At 61.2% G+C, this 21,708-nt stretch carries 25 protein-coding genes and 1 pseudogene; 17 read left to right on the top strand and 9 right to left on the bottom strand.

Going from position 1 to position 21,708, the window contains the following annotated elements; genetic code table 11:
• The coding region (locus BLV45_RS24970) for a helix-turn-helix domain-containing protein (protein ID WP_143130425.1) at positions 1–234 on the bottom strand (234 nt) is incomplete at its 3' end.
• A gap of 480 nt (positions 235–714) precedes the next feature.
• Between BLV45_RS24970 and BLV45_RS24965 the strand changes: the two genes are divergently transcribed.
• Together BLV45_RS24965 and BLV45_RS28020 are read left to right on the top strand one after the other, a co-directional pair.
• Positions 715–1,014: a BrnA antitoxin family protein gene (locus BLV45_RS24965; protein ID WP_245753530.1), complete on the top strand. Its 300-nt coding sequence runs from the start codon at positions 715–717 to the stop codon at positions 1,012–1,014.
• Positions 1,015–1,058: 44 nt separating this feature from the next.
• Positions 1,059–1,218: pseudogene (locus BLV45_RS28020) on the top strand (nitric oxide dioxygenase); the annotation flags it as partial.
• 25 nt (positions 1,219–1,243) lie between these two features.
• Here the strand turns inward: BLV45_RS28020 and BLV45_RS24960 are convergent.
• The 4 genes from BLV45_RS24960 to BLV45_RS24945 all read right to left on the bottom strand — a co-directional run bounded on the left by BLV45_RS24960 (position 1,244) and on the right by BLV45_RS24945 (position 3,514).
• Positions 1,244–1,555: a chaperone modulator CbpM gene (locus BLV45_RS24960; protein WP_322788623.1), complete on the bottom strand. Its 312-nt coding sequence runs from the start codon at positions 1,553–1,555 to the stop codon at positions 1,244–1,246.
• Positions 1,556–1,563: 8 nt separating this feature from the next.
• Positions 1,564–2,589: a DnaJ C-terminal domain-containing protein gene (locus BLV45_RS24955; RefSeq protein ID WP_090537653.1), complete on the bottom strand. Its 1,026-nt coding sequence runs from the start codon at positions 2,587–2,589 to the stop codon at positions 1,564–1,566.
• A 71-nt stretch (positions 2,590–2,660) separates the two neighbouring features.
• Positions 2,661–2,771, bottom strand: a complete 111-nt coding sequence (locus BLV45_RS24950) for a hypervirulence associated TUDOR domain-containing protein (protein WP_090537651.1) — start codon at positions 2,769–2,771, stop codon at positions 2,661–2,663.
• Positions 2,772–2,785: 14 nt separating this feature from the next.
• Positions 2,786–3,514 carry a FadR/GntR family transcriptional regulator gene (locus BLV45_RS24945; RefSeq protein ID WP_090537649.1) on the bottom strand — a complete coding sequence of 243 codons (729 nt, stop codon included), beginning with the start codon at positions 3,512–3,514 and terminating at the stop codon, positions 2,786–2,788.
• Between the two features lie 259 nt (positions 3,515–3,773).
• Here BLV45_RS24945 and uxuA point away from each other — a divergent pair, with 259 nt between their 5' ends.
• Together uxuA and BLV45_RS24935 are read left to right on the top strand one after the other, a co-directional pair.
• Complete coding sequence (gene uxuA, locus BLV45_RS24940) at positions 3,774–4,814, top strand: mannonate dehydratase (protein ID WP_176954245.1); 1,041 nt, start codon at positions 3,774–3,776, stop codon at positions 4,812–4,814.
• A gap of 86 nt (positions 4,815–4,900) precedes the next feature.
• Entirely contained in the window at positions 4,901–6,211 is a 1,311-nt protein-coding gene (locus tag BLV45_RS24935; RefSeq protein WP_090537647.1) for an MFS transporter, read from the top strand.
• A gap of 115 nt (positions 6,212–6,326) precedes the next feature.
• On the opposite strand, the gene BLV45_RS24930 is transcribed toward BLV45_RS24935, so the two are convergent.
• Positions 6,327–7,220, bottom strand: coding sequence for a LysR family transcriptional regulator (locus BLV45_RS24930; protein WP_090537645.1), 894 nt, complete (start codon positions 7,218–7,220; stop codon positions 6,327–6,329).
• Between the two features lie 173 nt (positions 7,221–7,393).
• Here BLV45_RS24930 and BLV45_RS24925 point away from each other — a divergent pair, with 173 nt between their 5' ends.
• The 5 genes from BLV45_RS24925 (at position 7,394) to BLV45_RS24905 (ending at position 14,528) form a co-directional block, all read left to right on the top strand.
• On the top strand, positions 7,394–9,244 hold the full coding sequence (locus BLV45_RS24925) for an assimilatory sulfite reductase (NADPH) flavoprotein subunit (protein WP_090537643.1): 1,851 nt from the start codon (positions 7,394–7,396) through the stop codon (positions 9,242–9,244).
• 10 nt (positions 9,245–9,254) lie between these two features.
• The gene (locus BLV45_RS24920) at positions 9,255–10,988 is read left to right on the top strand and encodes an NADPH-dependent assimilatory sulfite reductase hemoprotein subunit (RefSeq protein ID WP_090537640.1); all 1,734 of its coding nucleotides are present in this window, start codon (positions 9,255–9,257) and stop codon (positions 10,986–10,988) included.
• Positions 10,989–11,026: 38 nt separating this feature from the next.
• Positions 11,027–12,538 carry a nitronate monooxygenase gene (locus BLV45_RS24915; RefSeq protein ID WP_090537638.1) on the top strand — a complete coding sequence of 504 codons (1,512 nt, stop codon included), beginning with the start codon at positions 11,027–11,029 and terminating at the stop codon, positions 12,536–12,538.
• 63 nt (positions 12,539–12,601) lie between these two features.
• Positions 12,602–13,819: an SAM-dependent methyltransferase gene (locus tag BLV45_RS24910; RefSeq protein WP_090537636.1), complete on the top strand. Its 1,218-nt coding sequence runs from the start codon at positions 12,602–12,604 to the stop codon at positions 13,817–13,819.
• Positions 13,820–13,886: 67 nt separating this feature from the next.
• The gene (locus tag BLV45_RS24905; protein ID WP_090537634.1) at positions 13,887–14,528 is read left to right on the top strand and encodes a peroxiredoxin; all 642 of its coding nucleotides are present in this window, start codon (positions 13,887–13,889) and stop codon (positions 14,526–14,528) included.
• A gap of 208 nt (positions 14,529–14,736) precedes the next feature.
• Here BLV45_RS24905 and BLV45_RS24900 read toward each other — a convergent pair whose 3' ends face one another.
• Positions 14,737–15,171, bottom strand: coding sequence for a hypothetical protein (locus tag BLV45_RS24900; protein WP_245753527.1), 435 nt, complete (start codon positions 15,169–15,171; stop codon positions 14,737–14,739).
• Positions 15,164–15,487: a hypothetical protein gene (locus BLV45_RS24895; RefSeq protein ID WP_143130473.1), complete on the bottom strand. Its 324-nt coding sequence runs from the start codon at positions 15,485–15,487 to the stop codon at positions 15,164–15,166. The genes BLV45_RS24900 and BLV45_RS24895 overlap by 8 nt, the downstream gene beginning before the upstream one ends.
• Before the next feature lie 839 nt (positions 15,488–16,326).
• On the opposite strand from BLV45_RS24895, the gene BLV45_RS28175 reads away from it, so the two are divergent.
• The 8 genes from BLV45_RS28175 (at position 16,327) to BLV45_RS27670 (ending at position 20,792) form a co-directional block, all read left to right on the top strand.
• Positions 16,327–16,635, top strand: coding sequence for a hypothetical protein (locus tag BLV45_RS28175; RefSeq protein WP_322788622.1), 309 nt, complete (start codon positions 16,327–16,329; stop codon positions 16,633–16,635).
• A gap of 103 nt (positions 16,636–16,738) precedes the next feature.
• Positions 16,739–18,325: a cytochrome c oxidase subunit I gene (ctaD, locus tag BLV45_RS24885; protein WP_090537630.1), complete on the top strand. Its 1,587-nt coding sequence runs from the start codon at positions 16,739–16,741 to the stop codon at positions 18,323–18,325.
• A 42-nt stretch (positions 18,326–18,367) separates the two neighbouring features.
• Positions 18,368–18,568: a hypothetical protein gene (locus tag BLV45_RS24880; RefSeq protein ID WP_090537629.1), complete on the top strand. Its 201-nt coding sequence runs from the start codon at positions 18,368–18,370 to the stop codon at positions 18,566–18,568.
• Between the two features lie 66 nt (positions 18,569–18,634).
• Positions 18,635–19,282 carry a uracil-DNA glycosylase family protein gene (locus BLV45_RS24875; protein WP_090537627.1) on the top strand — a complete coding sequence of 216 codons (648 nt, stop codon included), beginning with the start codon at positions 18,635–18,637 and terminating at the stop codon, positions 19,280–19,282.
• A gap of 12 nt (positions 19,283–19,294) precedes the next feature.
• Positions 19,295–19,681: a DUF488 domain-containing protein gene (locus BLV45_RS24870; protein ID WP_090537625.1), complete on the top strand. Its 387-nt coding sequence runs from the start codon at positions 19,295–19,297 to the stop codon at positions 19,679–19,681.
• 221 nt (positions 19,682–19,902) lie between these two features.
• On the top strand, positions 19,903–20,088 hold the full coding sequence (locus tag BLV45_RS24865) for a hypothetical protein (RefSeq protein WP_090537624.1): 186 nt from the start codon (positions 19,903–19,905) through the stop codon (positions 20,086–20,088).
• A gap of 71 nt (positions 20,089–20,159) precedes the next feature.
• Complete coding sequence (locus BLV45_RS24860) at positions 20,160–20,594, top strand: universal stress protein (RefSeq protein ID WP_090537623.1); 435 nt, start codon at positions 20,160–20,162, stop codon at positions 20,592–20,594.
• 39 nt (positions 20,595–20,633) lie between these two features.
• The gene (locus BLV45_RS27670) at positions 20,634–20,792 is read left to right on the top strand and encodes a hypothetical protein (protein WP_176954244.1); all 159 of its coding nucleotides are present in this window, start codon (positions 20,634–20,636) and stop codon (positions 20,790–20,792) included.
• A gap of 110 nt (positions 20,793–20,902) precedes the next feature.
• Here the strand turns inward: BLV45_RS27670 and BLV45_RS24855 are convergent, their stop codons facing one another.
• Positions 20,903–21,220 carry a DUF1840 domain-containing protein gene (locus BLV45_RS24855; protein ID WP_090537619.1) on the bottom strand — a complete coding sequence of 106 codons (318 nt, stop codon included), beginning with the start codon at positions 21,218–21,220 and terminating at the stop codon, positions 20,903–20,905.
• Positions 21,221–21,708: the final 488 nt, after the last annotated feature.

Raw genomic sequence — 21,708 nt, 5'->3', positions numbered from 1 at the left:
ATCGGCCACACCGGCATCCAGGCGGCGATTGCCAGGTTGCGATCGACGCCCGGATACCAGACCCGTTGGACCATGGTCTCGCAGCTTGCCCACGAGCCGGCGAATCTGCCGCGTCGTCAGTCCGAGTCTCTCGGCAGCACGCCACGGCTTGAGTTTGCCGTCCACCACGTCCTGAATGACCTTGAATCTGTCCAGCTCGCGCATCGTCATCGTGATCCGTTCCATTGCAACCATCGAAGCCTCCAGTCCCGCGAAAACAGCGGCTGGCTAGCATACGACGGCATCAAAAGCGGACATTTCTATCTAGCTAAAAGCGGACATTACCAGGTAGCCTCTACAACCCAGACGATCGATAATTTATATTATGTTAAATTATAGATAGCACCAAGCCTGACCCCGGCACTACAACGTCGCTCCCTTGATCACTTGACGCGTTGCCTTCTGCGTCTCACCGCCCTCTGCCTCATTCCCTGCAAATTCAAGCCCCTCAACTTTGTTGCTATAAGTCAACCGCTGACGCGTTGTCGAAAGGTCCGCGAGGCCAGGCGTACGACATCTTTGGCATCATCATCGCGGGGGTCGATGACCGACGCGCCGTACTCGTGTGACGGCCTAGTCTTCGCTTCAAATCCTCTTTGAATACGTTACCTTGTGTAGCTGAACGCGGCAACGTAACGCGGATTATCAGCCTGCGTAAGGCTAACCAGCGGGAGCATGACCACTATGAACAGCACAAGGCGTAAATTTATCCGTCCGGGCGACGAGGAAAACGCCGCAATCAATCGCGGCATTGCAAATGACCCGGATAGCCCTGAACTCACGCGCGAACAGATCGCCGAAATGCAGCCGCGGCGGGCGTGTATGGGTCGGCCACCGGCGGCCGTGACGAAAGTCGCGACAAACATTCGTTATGATCGTGACGTGCTTGAAGCATTCCGCTCTACGGGTGACGGTTGGCAGACTCGAATAAATGAGATCCTCTGTGAGTATGCGAAATCCCATCACATGATTTGAGCCCAAGCCCGTCCTGTTGAACTGCGCGGGCCTTTCCTCGACCGGGTAGCTGGACCGGGTGGCGCAACTTCATCGTTCGTGAGAAGCGGTCTGAGCGCAGCGTCATCATGTCCATCGTGCTCGAACCTGTCGATGGCGGACCGGTCATGAATTTCGAGCCCGGGCAATACATCAGCATTGCGGTAAACGTGCCGGCACCTGGTCGGTGTGAGCAACGGCAAAAACACGCTCAACGCCCGGACGGGCGCCTTACCCGCGCTCGCGCTCGCAACGCATCGATTTCATCGAGCAGATCAAGAACAAGCGCAATGCCGGGTGCGTTGATCCCGAGATCCTGTGCGAGCCGTCGAGCGGTTCGCACGCGGCGCAGAGCGGCACCGCTGAAGCGCCATTCGCCAGGCGTGGCGCCTTGCGGCTCGACTGCGCCCTCCTCGATCCATAACGTCAGTTGCTCTTCCGAAGCGCCGCTCGCCCGGCACAATTCAACGAGCGTGAACTCGACGTCTTCCTCGACAATCTGACCTTGTACAAAGACCGTCACCGATTCTTTCATGGTCGTGTACCCGTGAAATGCGCGCGCGGATCGAAATGGAACGCCTGCCGCATCGCGTCGTAGGCTGCGCGCGCGCTGTCGCTGTCGGCCGGTGGCAGCACGATGGACAGGATCACGTACAGGTCGCCGGGCGTCTTCCCCGGAATCCCCTTGCCCTTGAGTCGCAACCGGCGACCGCCCGCCGACCCCGCTGGCACGGTCAGCTCGACGGAGCCATCGGGCGTGGGCACGGTGACGTGCGCACCGAGTGCGGCCTCCCAGGGCGCCACCGGTACGTCGAGCGAAACATCGCGCCCGTCGACGCGAAAATGCGGATGCTCACGGAAGGCGATTTCCAGATACAGGTCACCGGGCGATCCCTGCCCCACCCCAGCGGCGCCCTGACCGGCGAGACGCAGGTGCTGCCCGGCCCGCACGCCCTTTGGAATGGTGACATTCAGCGTCAGCGGCTGCAGGATGACATGGCCGTATGCATCGACAGCCGGCATTTGCAGCGAAATGGAACGTTCCTTGCCGTGATACGCATCCTCCAGATCGATCTCGACTCTCGCGTGAAGATCCTGTCCGGGCATCGAACGATGCGCGCCGCGCCAGGCGTCTTCCATATCGTCAGCAACGCTGGCGTCGCGTTCCGATCCCGTGCCACGCCTTCCGGCTTGACGCGAATGCCCGCCTGCACGCGCCTCGCGGAACATCGCCTCAAAGAAATCACTAAAGTTGGCATCCGCGCCGCGCCCGTTACCCGCACCGCTGGATTCGAAGCCTTCGTCCCAGTCAGGCGGCGGCTGAAAATCCTGCCCGTTCTGCCACTGCTGGCCCAAACGGTCGTAGGCCGCGCGCTTCTCCGTATCCTTGAGAACCTGATACGCCTCGCCCAGTTCCTTGAAACGCTCTTCCCCGTCGGTCTGCTGGCTGACGTCCGGATGATATTTGCGCGCGAGTTTCCGGTACGCGCGCCGGACCTCATCTTGCGTCGCGGTGCGTTGCAGACCGAGAATCTCGTAGTAGTCCCTGTATTTCATTTCAGAGTCTGCCTGATCACGACGTTTCCCATTCGGTAACGGCTCGTCTGTACGGTAGCACCCAACGTTGCTCAGGGATGCATCTTTTTCAGCGCGCCACCTTTGTGCATCGCGACATGGCCGGTCTTGTCACGCTGGATCTCGTACTGTGGATCGTCCACGCTGGCGGCCACGCGTTTCATCGAAGCGTCGCGAGCTATTTCCACGCCTGCGTGAATTCTCCCACCACGCGGGACAGGTGCGCCTGCATCGCGCGCTTCGCCGCATCCGGATCACGGTCCGCGATCGCGGCAAAAATACGCTGATGGTCTTCCTGTGACGCCGCGCGCAAGCCGGGCGTATGAAAGTGCTCCTCGATCTTTTCCCACAACGGATCGCTACGCGCGCAGTCCCACATCGCCGCGACCATATGCAACAGCACGGTGTTTCCCGTCGCTTCGGCGATGTACATATGAAACTGCCGGTCGGCCGCGTGATTGGCCTCTTTGTCGTGCATCTGCTCACGCATCGTGGTAAGCGCGGCGAAGATGCGATCCAGGTCGCGATCCTTGCGCTCCGTTGCCGCGAGCGCCGCCACTTCCGATTCGATCAATGCTCGCGCACGTAAGGTTTCGATCGGCCCGGGGCCGCGCGGCAACTCGAAGGTCACCGGTCGCGCGCCGATCCCGGCCGACACATAGATGCCGGAACCCACCCGCACTTCCACCACGCCCTGCACTTCAAGCGCGATGATCGCCTCGCGCACCTGCGTGCGGCTCACGGCGAACTTGTCGGCGAGCGCGCGCTCCGACGGCAATCTCGATCCCGCCTCGAAATCGCCCGCCGCGATCAACGCATGAATCTGTTTGGCGAGCCCGATATAGGACCGGTCGGTCGCATCGGCGTCCTGTCGTTGGGCAAAGGGTTGAGTGGAGAGGTCTGTCATGAGGCACTCGTGAATGGACGATGCGGCGGCTCACTCGCCCCCCGCGTCGAAAATGGTACACCAATTCTTCGATCCATCGGTTTCCGTGCCGGCTGACGGCCCATCCGCGTTCCACTTTTTCTTCGTGCTGCCGCTGAGCCATGCCGATAGACTGGTAAACCACTATCACCCAAAATTGGTCAACCAATCTATAATCCGCCCGTCGTGGACGGGGCATGGCCGCGTCCTGTCTGCCCAATCAGTTTCAAGGAGTGAAGTCGTGAAGATGTCTTTCCGGTGGTACGGCGAATCCGATCCCGTCACGCTGCAATACATTCGCCAGATTCCCGGCATGACGGATATCGTGTCCGCCATTTACGACGAACCGGTGGGCGAAGTATGGCCCGCCCACAAGATCGCGGCGCTCAAGTCGACGATCGAACAGGCCGGCTTGCGCTTCGAGGTGGTCGAGTCCGTGCCCGTGCATGAAAGCATCAAGCTCGGCAAGCCCGGGCGCGACCGGCTCATCGGCAACTATCAGCAGACCATCCGCAACCTGGCAGCCGCGGGCATCAAGGTGATCTGCTACAACTTCATGCCGGTGTTCGACTGGACCCGCACCGAGCTGTCGAAAACGCTGGAAGACGGTTCGACCTGTCTCGCGTTCAGCACGAAGGAAATCGAGGAGATCGACCCGGACGAAGGCATTGCCCTGCCGGGTTGGGATTCGAGCTACCAGCCCGATCAATTGAAAGCGCTGCTCGCCGAATATCGCGAAGTCGACGAAAACAGGCTCTGGCAACATCTGGAATATTTCCTGAAGGCCATCATTCCGGTCGCCGAGGAATGCGGCGTGAAAATGGCCATTCATCCGGACGATCCCCCGCGCCCGATTTTTGGCTTGCCGCGGATCGTGAAGAACCGCGACGACCTCGCACGCATCGTCAGGATCGTGGATTCGCCGGCGAACGGACTGACGCTGTGCTCGGGTTCGCTCGGCGCCGGACCGCAGAACAACGTGGAAGCCCTCGTACGCGAATTCGGCGGCATGGGACGCATCCACTTCGCGCACATCCGCAATGTGAAGATCACGCCCGAGGGTGATTTCGAGGAATCCGCCCACCTGTCGAGCTGCGGTTCGCTCGACATCGCCGCCATCGTCAAGGCCTATCACGACACCGGATTCACCGGTTATTTCCGTCCGGACCACGGCCGCATGATCTGGGGCGAAACCGGCAAGCCCGGCTACGGCCTGTATGACCGGGCGCTCGGCGCCGTGTACATCAACGGATTGTGGGAAGCGATGGACAAGCTGTCCTGAGTCCTCGCCATCACATCCTTCACCAGGACGCTGACGGACAGTTCGGTCCGCGTCCCATGACACCGCCATTACAAACGGAGACTTCCATGCCACGAATCCGCTGGGCCATGATCTTCATGTGCTTCCTTGCCAACGTCATCAACTTCATCGACCGGGCCAACCTGGCGATCGCGGCGCCGAGCATCCGCGCGGACCTCGGTCTGGATGCGGTGGGCATGGGACTCGTGCTGAGCGCGTTCTTCTGGACCTACGCGTTTCTGCAACTGCCGGCCGGCTGGTTTATCGACAAGGTCGGCGTGCGCGTGAGTCTGGCGCTCGCGGTGGGCTGGTGGTCGGTGTTCACGGTCGCCACCGGCATGGCGCGCGGTCTCGCGCAGCTGGTCGGCATGCGGCTGATGCTCGGGGTCGGTGAAGCGGCGGCGATTCCGTCGTTTGCGAAGGTGGCCTTCAACTGGTTTCCACGCAGCGAACGGGGACTCGCGAGTAGCATCTTCGACAGCGGTTCGCGCGTCGGATCGGCGCTCTCGCTGCCGCTCGTCGCGTGGCTGATCGCGCTCGTGGGCTGGCGCGGATCGTTCATGGTGACCGGTGGCCTCGGGATCGTGTGGGCGCTCGCGTGGTGGTTCATCTATCGCGATCCGGAGCGCTATCGCGCGATCGCGCCCAAAGCGGTCGACGCGTTGCTGGCACAGCGCGGCGCACCCGCGGTCGTCGACGCCAGGGCAGCCGGCACGGTGTCGTGGCTCGACCTGTTTCGCTACCGCACGGTGTGGGGCATGATGATTGGCCTCTTCTGCCTGAACTTCGCCATCTACTTTTTTATCACGTGGTTTCCGAGCTATCTGCTGCAGTCACGCGGATTTTCGCTGACGTCGCTCGGCACGCTCGGCATGCTGCCGGCACTGCTGGCGATCCCCGGCGGCTGGCTCGGCGGCATCGTGTCGGATAGTCTTTTCAAACGCGGATGGAGCGCGACCGCGGCCCGCAAGACGTGTCTCGTCGTGGGCATGCTGCTGTCTTCATCGATCGCGCTGTCCGCGTTCGTGGAAAGCACATGGGCCTGTCTCGCGCTCTTCGCACTGGCCTATGCGAGCCTGTCGTTCGCCGGCGCCAATGTGTGGACGCTGGTCGGTGAAGTGGCGCCGACGCCGGCCCATGTTGCGTCGCTTGGCGGCATTCAGAATTTTGCGGGCAATCTGGCCGGCATCTTCATTACGACCTTTACGGGCGTCATGCTGTCCGTCACCAAAGGTTCGTTTGTGATTCCGCTGCTGACCGCGGGATCGCTTTGCATCATCGGCGCGCTGTCCTATCTGTTCGTGGTCGGCAAGGTCGAACCGTTGCCGCTGCTGCCGCGTCGCGGAGCAGGAAAGATGGCCGGTGAAGGCGTCGTCTGAGCGGTAACGAAACTTTGCTTCCGTGGGGCATGCGCCTCGCCTGCTCCGCGCGCAGCGACTTCGACGTAATGGTCGCAGACGCCATGACGTTCTCCTTTCGTTTCACATCCAGTCACTACGCCGCCGAAGCCGGCCGGGAGCCGATGCCTTGCCCGATCCCCGGCTTGTCACGGGCCATGGCCACCACGCGCAGGCCGTGACGCACGCGGTCGATCGCATGCTCTTCCTGTCGCGTCGCGTAGACCGTAAAAGCCGACCACGAAAACTCCGGCGCATTCGCCACGCGGTGCAGGCGTCCGTCCGCCAGAAACGGTTGAGCCGTCCCGATACGGAAATAGCCCGAGCCGCCGACGGTCAGCAGGTAGGTCAACGCGAGCGGCCCGAGCGAAATGGAAACAGGCGGATTCGCGAGCTCGGGAAAGGCCGCCTGGTGGTTGGCGGCGAAGCTCGGCCCCCAGTCGACATACACGTATCGATCCGGATTCATCGCCCCATCTGGCGCGCTCGTGACCATGATCAGCTTCTCTTCGACGAGCAGTTCGGAAACCAGGTCGGGACGTTGCGGCGGATTGTAGAGAACAGCAAGATCGAGCGAGCCCTCCTGCACGCGATCGAGCAGCCGGACAGGACTGTCGACTTCCGCCCGCACGGCGATCTCCGGGCACTCGCGATGCATCCAGATCAGCCAGTCGGCGAGTAGCGGATGCCACAGGCTCAATTCGCCCCCGAGGCTCACCCCCTCTTCGCGTCCGGGAGGAAGCGCCACGTGCTGGCGGGCCTGCTCCCACACCTGGACGAGCGTCGTGGCATGCCGCACGAAACGCTCCCCGGCCGCGGTCAGACGCGCCCCCGCCTTGTTGCGCACGAAAAGCCGTCGCCCCAGTTGTTCTTCCAGCGTTTTGATCCGCGCGCTCACGGCCGTCTGCGTCAGATGCAGGCGTTCCGCTGCCGAGATGAAGCTTCCGCTTACCGAGACTTCCAGAAAGGTGCGCGCCAGGGTGATGTCCATGATTTCATATCAATTTTATTGCGGTTATTTCCAATAATAATGCATTGGCGTGTTGACAACGCGAGGCGGAAAATAGGGACGATCAAATCAATGCTGTACCGACCGGACGTGCAAGCAAGTGAATACCTGCCGCCTCGACCGGGCGGAGCGCACATCTGGAGCCGGTAGAGGACATGACTGTTTCGGAGTTTCGAGGCCCGGGGCTGACCGAGGCGCAATGGGAACACATCAGCGGTCTTGCCTCGTCGCTCGACTCAAAGCAGCTTGTGTGGGTCAGCGGCTTTCTCGCCGGCATCGAGCAGGCGACGACGCGCGGTACGTCGCCGTTGGGCACGGCGCTCGATGCGTCGCCCGCTCCGGGTGACGCAGGCCATCCGGCCCAGCGTTCGCTGACCGTGCTTTACGGCAGCGAAACCGGCAACAGCACCGCGCTCGCGACGACGCTCGCCGGACACGCGGCGAAACGCGGCCTGACCCTCTCGCTCCACGACATGGCCACGTACAAGACGCGGCAACTCAAGGACGAGCGCGACATCCTGATCATCGTCAGCACGTATGGCGAAGGCGATCCGCCGCAGCCGGCCGCGGGATTCTTCGAATTCGTGGAAGGCCGCAAGGCGCCCAGACTGCCTGACGTACGCTTTGCCGTGCTGGCACTCGGCGACTCGACCTATGAACATTATTGCGAAGCCGGCAAGCGCCTCGACCGCCGTCTGGAGGAACTGGGCGCGCAGCGTCTGAAACCCCGGGTCGATTGCGACATCGACTACGACGAAGCCGCGAACGCGTGGATCGACGATATCGCGGGCACGCTCGGAAGCACCACGCCTGCCAGTAGCACGCCCGCAAACGGAATATCTTCGGCGACGCTGCCCACTTCGACGAACACGCCGACCGTCGACAAACACAATCCGTTTCCTGCAAGGATCATCGAAAACATCGCGCTGACCGGGCGCGGATCATCGAAGGAAACGCGACACATCGAGCTTTCGGTAGAAGGCTCGGGTCTCGCCTTCGAGCCTGGCGACGCATTGGGTGTCATGCCGGCCAACGCCCCTGCTCTCGTCGAGTCGATCCTGACCGAACTCGGTCTTGCAGCGCAAGCCGTGGTCGACGTGAAGGGCGAGCCTGTCGCACTGGCCGACGCGCTCGCGGGTCGCCTTGAAATCACGACGCTCACGCCGCGCTTTCTGGATCACTGGGCCCGTCTTTCCGGCGCGGAGGCGCTCAGGCGTCTGACGTCCGCCGATCGCGCCGAGGAACGCACGGCCTTTGCGCGCGGCCACCATGTCATCGACGTGATCCGGCAATTCCCGGTCAAGGGAATCGAAGCACAGCATCTCGTCGCGGGGTTGCGGCCGCTGACGCCACGGCTCTATTCGATTGCGTCGAGCCTCGCGGTCGCACCCGATGAAGTTCATCTGACCGTCTCCACGGTGTACTACACGCTGCATGGCGAGCGCCGCTTCGGGGTCGCGTCCGGCCATCTGGCGGAGCGCGGCGAGCTGGATGCGCGGTTGCCTGTCTACGTGCAGAAGAATCCGAATTTCCGGCTGCCCGCCGACGACGTGCCGCTCATCATGATCGGCGCGGGAACCGGCGTCGCGCCATATCGCGCCTTCATGCAGGAGCGCGAGGCGCGCGGCGCCAGCGGCCGGTCCTGGCTTGTCTTCGGCGAACGCAACTTCCGCACCGATTTTCTCTACCAGACCGAGTGGCAGACGCTGCTCAAGGACGGCGTGCTCACGCGCATGGACGTCGCCTTTTCGCGTGACCGGCACGTCGAGGATCGCGCGAAAGTCTACGTGCAGCATCGGTTAAAGGAACAGGCCCGCGACATTTTCGCGTGGCTCGAAGAAGGCGCGCACCTGTATGTCTGTGGCGACGCGAACCGGCTCGCACCCGACGTCCATCAGGCGCTGGCTGCCGTCGTCTCGACCGAAGGCGGGCTCGGCCCGGCCGCGGCGGAAGACTATCTCCATCGACTTCAGCAAGATCGCCGCTACCAGCGCGATGTTTATTGAAAAGGCTCCCATGTCGCAGACACTTGCGCCGGCAGACCGCAGCCGCGACCTGTCCCAGCCCGTTGAAAATCTTGGCCCCGACGAACGGATGAAGGCCGCGAGCGACCAGCTGCGCGGCACGATCCAGCACAGCCTGATCGACCCGATCACGGGCTCCGTGTCGGACGTCGACACCAAACTGCTGAAATTCCACGGCATCTATCAGCAGGACGATCGCGACGTGCGCGACGAACGCAGACGTCAGAAGCTCGAACCCGCTTATCAGTTCATGATCCGGGTGCGGCTGCCGGGTGGCGTCTGCACGCCAGCGCAGTGGCTGAAGCTCGATGAGCTCGCGCGCAGCCATGGCAGCGAGATGCTGCGCCTGACGACGCGGCAGACGTTTCAGTTCCATTGGGTGCTCAAGGACGATCTGCGCCCGACGCTGGCGGGTCTGCACGAAGTGCTGCTCGATACTATCGCCGCCTGCGGTGACGACTCGCGTGGCGTGATGTGCTCGGTCAACCCGCATCTGTCGGCGCTGCACGCCGAAGTCCACGAGCTCGCCCAGCGGGCGAGCGATCGCGCCATCCCGCGCATGCGCGCCTATCACGAGATCTGGTACGGCGAAGAGCGGCTGGCCTCTTCCGGGCCGGAGGAACCGTTCTATGGCGCCACGTACATGCCGCGCAAGTTCAAGATCGGCTTTGCGATTCCGCCGGTCAACGACATCGACGTCTATACGCAAGACCTGGGTTTCATCGCGATCGCCGGCAAGGACGGCCTCGAGGGTTTCAATGTCGCCATCGGCGGCGGCATGGGCCGCACCGACCAGGCGCCGTCGACTTACCCGCGTCTGGCCGACGTAATCGGCTTCGTCACGCCGGACAACGTTCCCGCGACCTGCGATGCGGTGATGGAGCTGCAACGCGATCTTGGAGACCGCAAGGACCGCGCGCATGCGCGGTTCAAATACACGATCGACGACCGCGGCCTCGACTGGATCAAGGCCGACATCGAACGCCGGCTCGGTTTCAAGCTGGATGCGTCGCGCCCTTACGTGTTCGATTCGAACCGCGATACGCTGGGCTGGCAAACCGGCGAAGACGGACACCACCACGTGACCCTCCTGATCGAAAACGGACGTCTTGCCAACCGGCCGGACCGGGCGTTGATGGATGGCCTGCGCGCCATCGCGCGTATCCACGACGGCACGTTCCGGCTGACGCCGAATCAGAACCTGACGATCGCGCAGATCTCCGATGCAAAGCGGCCGGAGATCGAACGGCTGCTCGACGAATACCGGCTCCTCGCGTCCGCTGAAGGCAGCGCACTGCGGCTCGGGTCGATGGCGTGCGTCGCATTGCCGACCTGTGGTCTTGCGATGGCGGAAAGCGAACGCTATCTGCCGTCGTTTGTGACCCGGATCGAGACGATTCTCGGGCGCCACGGCCTTTCAGACGTGCCCATCACGCTACGCATCAGCGGTTGCCCGAATGGCTGTTCGCGACCCTACGTCGCCGAGATCGGCCTGACGGGGCGTGCGCCGGGCAAGTACAACCTGTATCTCGGCGGGGGCTTCCACGGCAATCGACTCAACCGGATGTATCTCGAGAACGCGGGTGAAGCGGCGATTCTCGACGCGCTCGACGCCACGCTCGGCCACTTCGCACGCGAGCGCGGCGAGCACGAGCATTTCGGGGACTTTGTCATTCGCGCGGGCTACGTGAAGGCAGTCATGGCCGGACGCGATTTCAACAGCTAGCGCGAAGCGTTCGCGATGTGCAACAAGGAGAACGTGCCATGTCGATCCAGATCGATCTCACCGCAGAGGCCAACGACGTCGTGAGTACCCTGCACCGCCCTGTCTGCAAACTACTCGGCTGCACGTGGCCGGTCGCGCTCGCGGGCATGGGCGGCGTCGCGCGCTCGAAACTCGTCGGCGCGGTGACGGGTGCCGGTGGTTTCGGCTTTCTGGGCATGGTGCGCGAGCCGGTGGCGCTGATCCGCGAGGAAGTCCGGCGGGTGCGCGCGCGGACCGACCGGAAATTCGGCGTCAATCTGATCCCTGCCGCAACAGACCCCGAACTGCTGGATGCACAGATTGGCACCTGTATCGAACTCGGCGTGCCGGTCGTCGGGCTGTTCTGGGATGTGAATCCTGCAGTCGTCAAACGGTTGCGGGATGCCGGCATCGTTGTCGTCTACCAGGTCGGATCGGCGAAAGACGCGCGTATCGCCGAAGATGCTGGCGCCCAGGTCCTGATCGCCCAGGGGCGGGAGGCCGGCGGCCACGTCTGGGGTGACCAGCCGCTCGCGATGCTGCTGCCGGAAATCGTTGCAGCGGCGCGTATTCCGGTGCTCGCCGCGGGCGGTCTCGTCGATGGCGCCGATGTCGCGACGGCGCTGTCCTTCGGCGCGCAAGGTGTCGTGCTCGGCACGGCACTGATTCCCACGCATGAGTCCTTTGCCCATGTGTATCACAAGCAGCGCATCGTCGATGCCGCTGAAGACGCGACGCTTCTGACCGACGCGTTCCACATCAACTGGCCACGCGGCGCGCGGGTGCGGGTGCTCGCGAACAGCGTCACCCGCGGGCAGCGAGGCGACCCGTTCGGCACGGAAAGCACCGTGATCGGAGATGAGGAGGGTCGGCCCATTTACCTCTTCAGCACCGACTCGCCGTTGCGTTCGATGACCGGCGATTTCGAAGCCATGGCGCTCTATGCCGGCACCGGCGCGGGAAGGATCGACACGATCGTCGGGGCAGCGGAGCGTCTGCATCGCATCGTCGCCGACGCGGCTGCGCTTCTCGACTCTGGCGCCGCACCGATGAATCCGGCCGGCGGAGTGCATGACACATCGCTCGCCGACGAGAACCGGGACGCGTTGCTGGCCGCGCTGAACGAATTGCTGGAGGCCGAGCGTGCGGGTGCGCGTGTGACGTCGCAGACAGCGGCTGAAATCATCGCGCCGGAGCTCAAACAACTGGTAGCCGGCATCCGCCAGGACGAAGCACGCTGGTGCGGCGTACTGACGAAAGCGATCCTGTCGCTGGGCGCGACGCCAACGCGCCGCACCGGCGCCTTCCATGAAAAGGCGATGGCCATCGCCGATCTGTCGCAACGGATGGCTTTTCTGAACCGCGGCCAGGGATGGGTCGTCCGCAAGTTACAGGCGCTGCTGCCCACCCTTCACGACGGACGGATCCGCAACGACCTGGTCGCGATGCTCGTCTCTCACGAAAAAAACATCCGGCGCGTCGAAATTCAGCTTTCCTCGACTGACGACCGCGCGCCCTCCGTCGACGCATGACGACACGCCTTCCTTGAAAAATCGGTCTACCCCTTGTCTAACACCAGAAAAACGGAGAAGTAGATGCTTTGGGAAAAGAAGCTGGCGCAATGGACCACCGATGTCCGTACACGGGCCAACATGCCCGCACGGCTGGCGCTATGGGACGGCCAGTCATATGACTTCGGAACGTTCGAGCAGCCGGCGGTCACGCTCCACGTGAAATCGGTCGCGGCGGTGCCGCTGCTGCTGGATCCCAGTCTCGACAACCTGGGCGAAGCCTATGTCAGGAACCAGATCGATGTCGAAGGCAAGTTGAGCGACATCATCGACGTGGGCTACGCGCTGGCCAGAATTTCCGGGGATGCGCCGGGCAAGCTGCAACGCGTCGCGCGCTACTTCAACCATTCGAGGGCTTCCGACAGAAAGTCCATCCAGTACCACTACGACGTTTCGAACGACTTCTACCAATTGTGGCTGGATCCCCGCATGGTCTATTCGTGCGCCTATTTCGAAAACGGCGACGAGGACCTGGCCACGGCGCAGCTCAGGAAAATCGACCACATCCTCACCAAGATCCAGCTTCAGCCCGGTCAGACGCTGCTCGACATCGGCTGCGGCTGGGGCGCGCTCGTCATTCGCGCCGCACAGAAGTTCGGTGCGCGCTGCGTCGGCATCACGCTGTCAAAGAATCAATATGACTGGGCGGTCGAGTCTGTCAAGGCGGCCGGTCTTGCGGACCGCATCGAGATCCGGCTGCAGGATTATCGGGACGTCAAGGGCCAGTTCGACCGGATCACGAGCGTCGGCATGTTCGAGCACGTCGGTCGCGACAACCTGCCGGAATACTTCAGGCGTGTGCAAAAACTCCTCGCCGACGACGGCGTCATCATGAACCACGGCATCACGTCGACCGATCCGGGCAGCGGCGAAGCAGCGTACGGCGGCGGCGAATTCATCGACAGGTACGTGTTTCCCGACGGCGAGCTTCCTCACCTGAGCCTTGCGCTAAACGCAATGCAGGAAGGCGGTCTCGAAGCCTTCGACATCGAAAACCTGCGCCGCCACTATGCAAGGACCCTGCGGCTCTGGAGCGACAACTACGAAGCCCATGCCGCGGCGCTGCGCAAAATAGTCGACGAAGAGAAATACCGCATCTGGCGCATCTATCTGGCGGGTTGCGCCTACGCGTTCGAGAACGACGATGTCGCCATTTACCAGATCGTCGGACGCAAGGCGGGCCGTCAAGCCGACACGCTGCCCTGGTCCCGCCGCTATATCTATGAGGGACATGCCCGCTGATACAAAAAGCCTGCCGTACCGCAACTTCAGCGCCTCTTCAGGGCGCTCCACATGAGAGGTCAATGCCATGAGCACTATCCGTCTGGGCGATACCGTGCCCGACTTCGAGCAGGACACATCGTTGGGCCGTATCCGGTTTCATGAGTGGGCCGGCAACGCCTGGGTCATTCTCTTTTCGCATCCCGCGGATTTCACGCCGGTCTGCACCACCGAGTTGGGGCTGACCGGAAAGCTGCAGCCCGAGTTCGAGAAACGCAACGTCAAGGCGATCGCCATTTCGGTGGACGACGTCGAGTCGCACAAGGCATGGACGAAGGATATCGAAGCGACGCAGAAGACGGTCGTCGGCTTTCCCATCATCGCCGACAAGGACAAAAAAGTCGCCACGCTCTACGACATGATTCACCCGAATCAGTCGGGAACGGCGACGGTGCGCGCCGTCTTCATCATCGATCCGCAGAAGAAGCTGCGCCTGACGCTCACCTACCCTTTGAGCATCGGCCGCAACTTCGACGAGATCCTGCGTGCTATCGACGCGCTGCAGCTAAGCGATGCCTGCAATGTCGCGACGCCGGGCAACTGGAAAAATGGCGATGACGTGATCATCCCGCTCACGTTTCAGGACGAGGAAGTCATCAAAAAGAAATTCCCTAAAGGATATCGTGCCGAGCGGCCTTACCTGCGGTTTACGCCGCAACCGGACAAATAAGCGTCGCAATACCTCCGGCAGCAACTCACCGGAATTGCGTGCGGCCAGCGGGTTTCTCCCTGCGTCGGTCACACCGGCGGCAGCGCGCGACTGCGCTTGACGACGTCGCCCGTTGATCCTGCAACCCGGTGTTGGGAGGGTACCGTATCGGTACCCTCCCGTTTCTCCCCGCGCCTTTCGGCGCCACGACGTTCCGGATGGGCGCTCACTATGGGCATGTATGCGTCGATGCCGCATGCAGGTTGCAGAGATCGTCGCAATTGCCGCCGTACCTTATTTCCAGCCATGAATCGTCCAGAAAAATGAGCCGCTTGATACAGCCGGCTGGAACAACGGTGTGGATTGCAAACCGGTTCACGAACACGCCGGGCTGCTCATCGGGCAGCACGACCTGCATCAGCGTACCGAAGCGTTGCGTCGTTCGATAAAAACTCGCTTCCCACGACGGTTCGGCGACGTCCAGCCAGTAAAGGAGCGCCGCGCTCGGGTCATCAACATCCCGAGCGACAAAGCGCAAAACCGGCGCGGTTCGAAAATGGCGCGGTATCTGCATTTCCGCGAACCTCCTGTTGCCGGTTCTGCCGACCTGCATGGATTCGGCTTCGCACGATTCCCGGCGTTGTGCATAACGTGTGTCATTCATTGCTGTCCACCCAAAGTTGTCCCCACTCCTGCGCATAGCTCACCGCTTCGCATGGGTCGTAGAAATAGTCGAGCGCGTGGAATGCCTGGGCCTGGTCGCCGGGTCGTTCGACGAGAAGATTGGCTGCATACAGATCACCTTCCGCCCTCCCCGTGCTTGCTGTCAGGTGATAACCCCTGTATTGCACGCGGACTATCGGGCCCGTAAAACGAGGTGCCGGGCAATACGCTGCGTCCGTCTCGGCAATCAGGCGTTCAAGAAAGCGAGCCCTGTCGACCTCGAAGACCATCGGGAGATATTGAGTTTGCGTTTTCATGACGTAATTACCAACCGTACGTTAGCCTGCCGCGCAAATCGCCAAGGCGACGACGTGCCGCGCCTCAAGGCAGCGCAACTGGGCTCAGTCAACATTGACCCACGATGGGGTGCTCACGCGCATGCGTAAGCACATAGCGCGTTCCTCAAGGGATGCGCTGCTACCGTCGCATATCGGTCGTGGGACGTCTGGGAGGTTTGGCCCGGCTTCCGTGAACTACCGTTGGGTAGTCAGGCGGAGCGCCGGGCGGAAAGAAGTGCAGACTTGTCCGCCGGACAGGCACGGCTCCGGGTGCGTTTTTCGATTTCCGGGTTCCCGCACGCAATCCGCCTCTCTTCGGCCAGGCCGGAGAGAACAACGGGTAAGAAGGAACGCAACAAAGCAAAAGACACGGCTATTGACCTCGAAAGTAAGAGGACTCTCAAAGAAACCCGAGAAGCTTACGATTTCATTAAAGCCCGTTTGCCGGAATATAGCAATAGCCAGGTCGACTTTCCCCTGTTTTTAAGGGCTATTACCGATGTCTGTCGACATCTGGCATGTCGCAATCACGGTCCGCGGTTTGGTATGACTTAAAGAAAACGGTTTTGTATCGAAAACGGTGGCAGAAAAAATCGCGCGATTAAATCGGACTCCTCTTCGCCATGACCTGTGCTTTGACGTAGCGCGACGAAATGTCGTCAACAACGCACTTACAATGATGCATTTTTAATGTATATTTAACGAAGACATCCACCTGTCCAGGTTCACCACGATCTGGATGGAGACGCCGTAACAGTCTTCAAATCTGGTCGCGCAGTGATCAGATACGCGAACCTCCGTATTACGAGGAGATGAAGATGCTTAGTCCGCACGAATTTGCAACGCTCCTGCTCGTCGGCGACGCACGGGACCAGACCGAGTTGAATCGCGCCGATCTCGACGCACTGTTCGAACACCAGTTCATTGCGTTTGAGAAGGTCTCCTCCGAACGCCAGAATCCTCACCTGACCCGAAACGGGCGTGCCGTCCTCAAGGCGATGGCCCACATCCGCCGAATCGCGGACCCGCAGCGTGGACGGGATCACGATGTGAGGAGCCGGATGCTGCACGCCCCGGAAGGCGATTCTGTCGATCCGCGCTCGCCGGAAAAAGCGCTGCCTGTTTAGCGGTGAACACGTCGATCAGCCACATGGTGGCGGGACCGACGGAGATGCTTCACGGCGATACAGCCCTGGTAGTCGCCGCTCTCACTGACTGGAGGCAGGCACGATGAGTACGACGATCTCGATTCCCGCTGACCCTACCCACGCACGGCCTCACGGCTGGCGTCGCTGGCTGTTTGCCACCAATCACAAGGACATCGGCACGCTGTACATGCTGTTCGCGTTCACCATGTTCCTGTCGGGTGGCGTGATGGCGCTCATGCTGCGGGCGGAACTGTTCAAGCCCGGATTGCAGATCATGCGGCCGGAGTTCTTCAATCAGCTCTCGTCGTTACACGGGCTCGTGATGATCTTCGGTGCGATCATGCCGGCCTTTGTCGGATTTGCGAACTGGATGATCCCGCTCGAAATCGGCGCACCCGACATGGCCTTCGCGCGGATGAACAATTTCAGTTTCTGGTTGCTGCCGCCCGCCGCCCTGTTGCTGATCGGTTCATTCTTCGCACCCGGTGGCGCGCAGGCCGCCGGCTGGACGATGTATGCCCCCTTGTCGATACAGATGGGGCCTGGCATGGACATGACCATTTTCGCGGTGCATCTGATGGGCGCGTCGTCGATCATGGGCGCGATCAACATTATCGTCACGATCCTCAACATGCGCGCACCCGGCATGACGATGATGAAGCTGCCCATGTTCGTGTGGACCTGGCTCATCACCGCCTATCTGCTGATTGCGGTGATGCCGGTGCTGGCGGGCGCGATCACGATGTTGCTGTTCGATCGCCACTTCGGCACGTCGTTCTTTAATCCGGGCGGCGGCGGCGACCCGGTGATGTATCAGCACATCTTCTGGTTCTTTGGCCATCCCGAGGTGTACATCATGATTCTGCCGGCCTTCGGGATCATCTCGCAGGTCATTCCGACGTTTTCGCGCAAGCCGCTGTTCGGCTACAGCTCGATGGTCTATGCAACCTCATCGATCGCAATTCTGTCGTTCATGGTCTGGGCACACCACATGTTCGCAACCGGCATGCCGGTCATGGGTCAGCTGTTCTTCATGTACGCGTCGATGCTGATTTCAGTCCCCACCGGCGTGAAGGTCTTCAACTGGACCGCCACGATGTGGCGAGGCTCCATGACATTCGAGACGCCGATGCTGTTCGCGATCGGTTTCATTTTCGTGTTCACGATGGGTGGCTTCAGTGGACTGATTCTTGCGCTCGCCCCGCTCGACATCGCGCTCCATGGTACCTATTACGTGGTCGCCCATTTCCACTACGTGCTCGTCGCGGGATCGCTGTTCGCGATGTTCGCGGGCTGGTATTACTGGTCGCCAAAGTGGACCGGCCACATGTATAACGAACGGCGAGGCAAGATTCACTTCTGGGGCACGATGATCGCGTTCAACGTCGCATTCTTCCCCATGCACTTTCTGGGCCTGGCCGGCATGCCGCGTCGCTATGCAGACTATCCGGCACAGTTCACGGACTTCAATCAGGTGTCAACGATCGGCGCGTTTGCCTTCGGACTGATGCAGGTGTATTTCCTGTTTTGCGTCGCACTGCCCGCGTATCACGGAGCCGGCCACGTGAAAGCGGCCGACAAGCCGTGGGACGGCGCCGAAGGGCTCGAATGGACGGTCCCAAGCCCCGCGCCGTTTCATACCTTTGAGATTCCACCCGTAGTCGAGTAAGCGGTCAGGGCGCGCTACATCCCTGATATAAAGGAGTGGCAGATGAAATTCCAGGTAAAGAATATGATGAGCGGTGACGCTTCGCAGGTCATTGCCCAGGCGATCGGCACCGTCGATCCGGATGCGAAGGTGAACGTCAACGAAAGCACGCGTGACGTGACAGTGGACTCATGGCTGCTGGCGGAAGAATTCCTGATCGCATTCGAAGAAGCTGGGTACGATGTGCGGATAACCGAAGGCTAGCGGTGTCGGGAATTGCTGGTCGGCGGAGCAAACATCACGACGACCTGAACATAAAGTGACCGGAAAGTGGCCAGACATAAGCGTTCCTCTTCTTCCCTCGAAACCCTTCTGACCGAGGTGCGGGCCTGTCGGGTATGTGCGCCCTACCTGCCGCTCGGCCCTCGTCCTATCGTCCGCGCCGGAGCAGACGCACGTATCCTCATCGTCGGTCAGGCGCCGGGCGCCCGCGTGCATGAATCGGGGATTCCATGGGACGATGCAAGCGGCAATCGCCTGCGTAAATGGCTCGGCGTCGACGTCGCCACATTCCTCGACGAGTCCCAGTTCGCCATTATTCCGATGGGATTCTGCTATCCAGGGCGAGGCAATGGCGGCGATAAACCACCGCGCCGCGAATGTGCGCAATTGTGGCTCGACAGCCTGCTTGAAGAGCTGCCTGAGATCCAGCTAACCTTGCTGATCGGGCAGTATTCTCAACGTCATTTTCTGGGCAACAACCGCAAGCCGTCGCTCACCGAGACAGTCAGGGCCTGGCGAGAATACGCACCCGCCTTCATCCCGTTGCCACACCCGTCGCCGCGCAACCAGGCGTGGTTTCAACGACACCCCTGGTTCGAAAGCGAGGTGCTTCCGATGCTGCGTGAACGGGTCGGGCAGCTCGTGACGCATACCCCTGAGGCGGGACGGGTAACACGCATCGAAACGCTTTCCTGAACGGAGCAAGGCATGCCGCACGCGAATCGGAAAAAGTCGAAAATCTTCGTCAAACGGGCCTATGAAAATGCCACGCCCGAAGACGGCTATCGTGTACTCGTCGACCGCCTCTGGCCTCGGGGGCTTAGCAAGACGACGCTTGAACTCGATCAGTGGGAGCGCGACCTCGCGCCAAGCACGGAACTGCGCACATGGTTTGGGCACGATCCAACGCGATGGGACGTCTTTCAGCAACGCTACCGAAGCGAACTTGCGAGTGAAGAAATGCAGGAACGCATGCGGCACCTCCTGGCTGAAGCGAACGGCCGGACAATCACGCTCGTTTATGGCGCGAAGGACGAGGAGCATAACCAGGCAATCGTTCTTCAGGGGGTGTTGTCGGGGCTGATTGGGGGATGACCCTGGCGAAGCCCTCGTAAAAGCCCAACGGGTGAGGCGCGCCTCGCCTCCCGCCCGCCGTTTCCGCGCCCCGTCCTTGTGTCACCCATCCACGTCTTTCGCGTTGACTACTCCTGATCCACCTGCCCACATATATCACATTACGATATATAATCAAATACAAGCCCTCGCCGTTTCGCGCGCGTGAGGCACCCAGTTCGTTACGACACGAGGGAGGCATCGTGATCATTAACAACGACTTTGAAATCGGCTATCTGCTGGTTGCATTCGCACTGCTGGGCATCATTCTCACCTGCAGCCTGTTTAGTGTGCTGCATCTCGACCGGTGGCATCCCAGACTCATCGGCGCGACGCTCGGCGCACTGCTCGGCTTCGTCCTGATCGAAGCGGTGCCGATGTTTACCTGAACCGGTCGACGGCAAAAACCATTCGAGCGCGCAATCCAGAAGGCGCCGCGAAACCTGGCAAAGGACTGACGATGGCCCCGTTCAACCGGATCCTGCTCTGCTACGACGGCACGCCGGAAGGGCAGCGTGCGCTGCGCTGCGGTGCAGCACTCGCGCAGCAGCTCAAGGCTGAAACCCATCTGCTGTCGATTCTCGATTGCTCATACTGGTCGAGCGGATTCGACGTTCTGTCCGCGATGAAATTCGAAGTCGATGAGCAGGCGGCGCGCGAGACGCTGGACGAGGGCATCGACCGTCTGCATGCATGGGGCGTCGTCGCAACGGGCCACTATTCGACAGGAAACGCGGTCGACCAGATTTCCCGCCTGGCCAATTCATTGAAGGTCGACCTGATCGTCATTGGACATCACCCGCATGGTTTTTTTGCGCGCTGGTGGACGGGAGAAAACCACGCGCTGCTGCTTGACCGCGTGTCGTGTGGTGTCCTGTTCGAGGTCACCGGATGAAGCCATGCGCGATCGAAGCAGAACTGAACGGAGGCTACGATGATGGATCTTCTGGTGCAGGTGGTTGTTGCGGCAGCCATACTCGTGATGGTGGTGCTGGCGGTCATCGCGCAGGATCGCAGAACCAGTGTGCGTGAGCGGAATCTGCCAGGTGCGTCCCACCATCACTGGTGGAACCGGACCCGTAACGGACATTGATGTGGACGATGCCCCGGCATGTTGCCGACAACGGCGAGGGAGCGTAGCGATCTGATATTCCGCGACGTGCCGGGTTCGCCACGGCATCCACTCATGCTGCAACGCGACGTCTACAGCGTCCAGACGATGTTGGCATTGTGTTCGCGGGCTTCACGCATCATGTCGAGAAACGGCCACGCAGGCTGCGAAAATCCACTGCCGGATTCCTGACCGCGCTCATGACAGAACTGCAGCGATTCGAGGGCAAGCTCCGCTTTATTGTCATCCGAGATAGCCGATTCAAGACGCCTGATTGCACGAGGCAGTTCGTCATACAGAATGACGCCACGCGAATCGAGCCGTTTGCCAACGAGACCCAGCAGATACTGGGCGAGCTCCCTGAGCATCACGACATCCGGCGTGACGGGCGATTGGAACGTGATCAGCATGATGCCTCCTCGATTTGATCTTATTCACGATCGCACCAGAAAGCCGTTGGGCAAAGCGGGCGAGGCACGTCTCAATGATGCAGACGGAAAGTCCTCGGGCTCTACCCACGGCGATGCCGTCGTGGAAGTGAAGCCACACATCTTTCACGCTGTGATGCGTCACGCTCCGGGCCGACAGATAGCGGTCCGTAGTGACGACAGTCAGGGCCTTCACGATGACCGGCTTTGCGCATTGGAGCGGAGCACGGCTTCCCCATGGGCACGCGCGATCCGGGCAAATCATCCTTGTAGTTTCACCCGGACTGCTCCTGCTCAAGGTTCAGTCATGAGAAGGCCTGCTTTCATTTTATATCACAGCGTGATCTATTTTGGCTAAAAAGAGCCTCTGTCCAAGCTCCTTGCAACAGCCGCGGAACCGTTCTGACTTCGTGATCAGTCCGGTTCTGCTGTGCCGCGACAGCCCAGGCCACGTTTTATATCACGACGAA

Origin of the sequence: Paraburkholderia sartisoli, assembly GCF_900107685.1 — a bacterium.
GTDB classification, from domain to species: domain Bacteria; phylum Pseudomonadota; class Gammaproteobacteria; order Burkholderiales; family Burkholderiaceae; genus Paraburkholderia; species Paraburkholderia sartisoli.
This window is presented reverse-complemented; position numbering and strand designations above follow the sequence as displayed.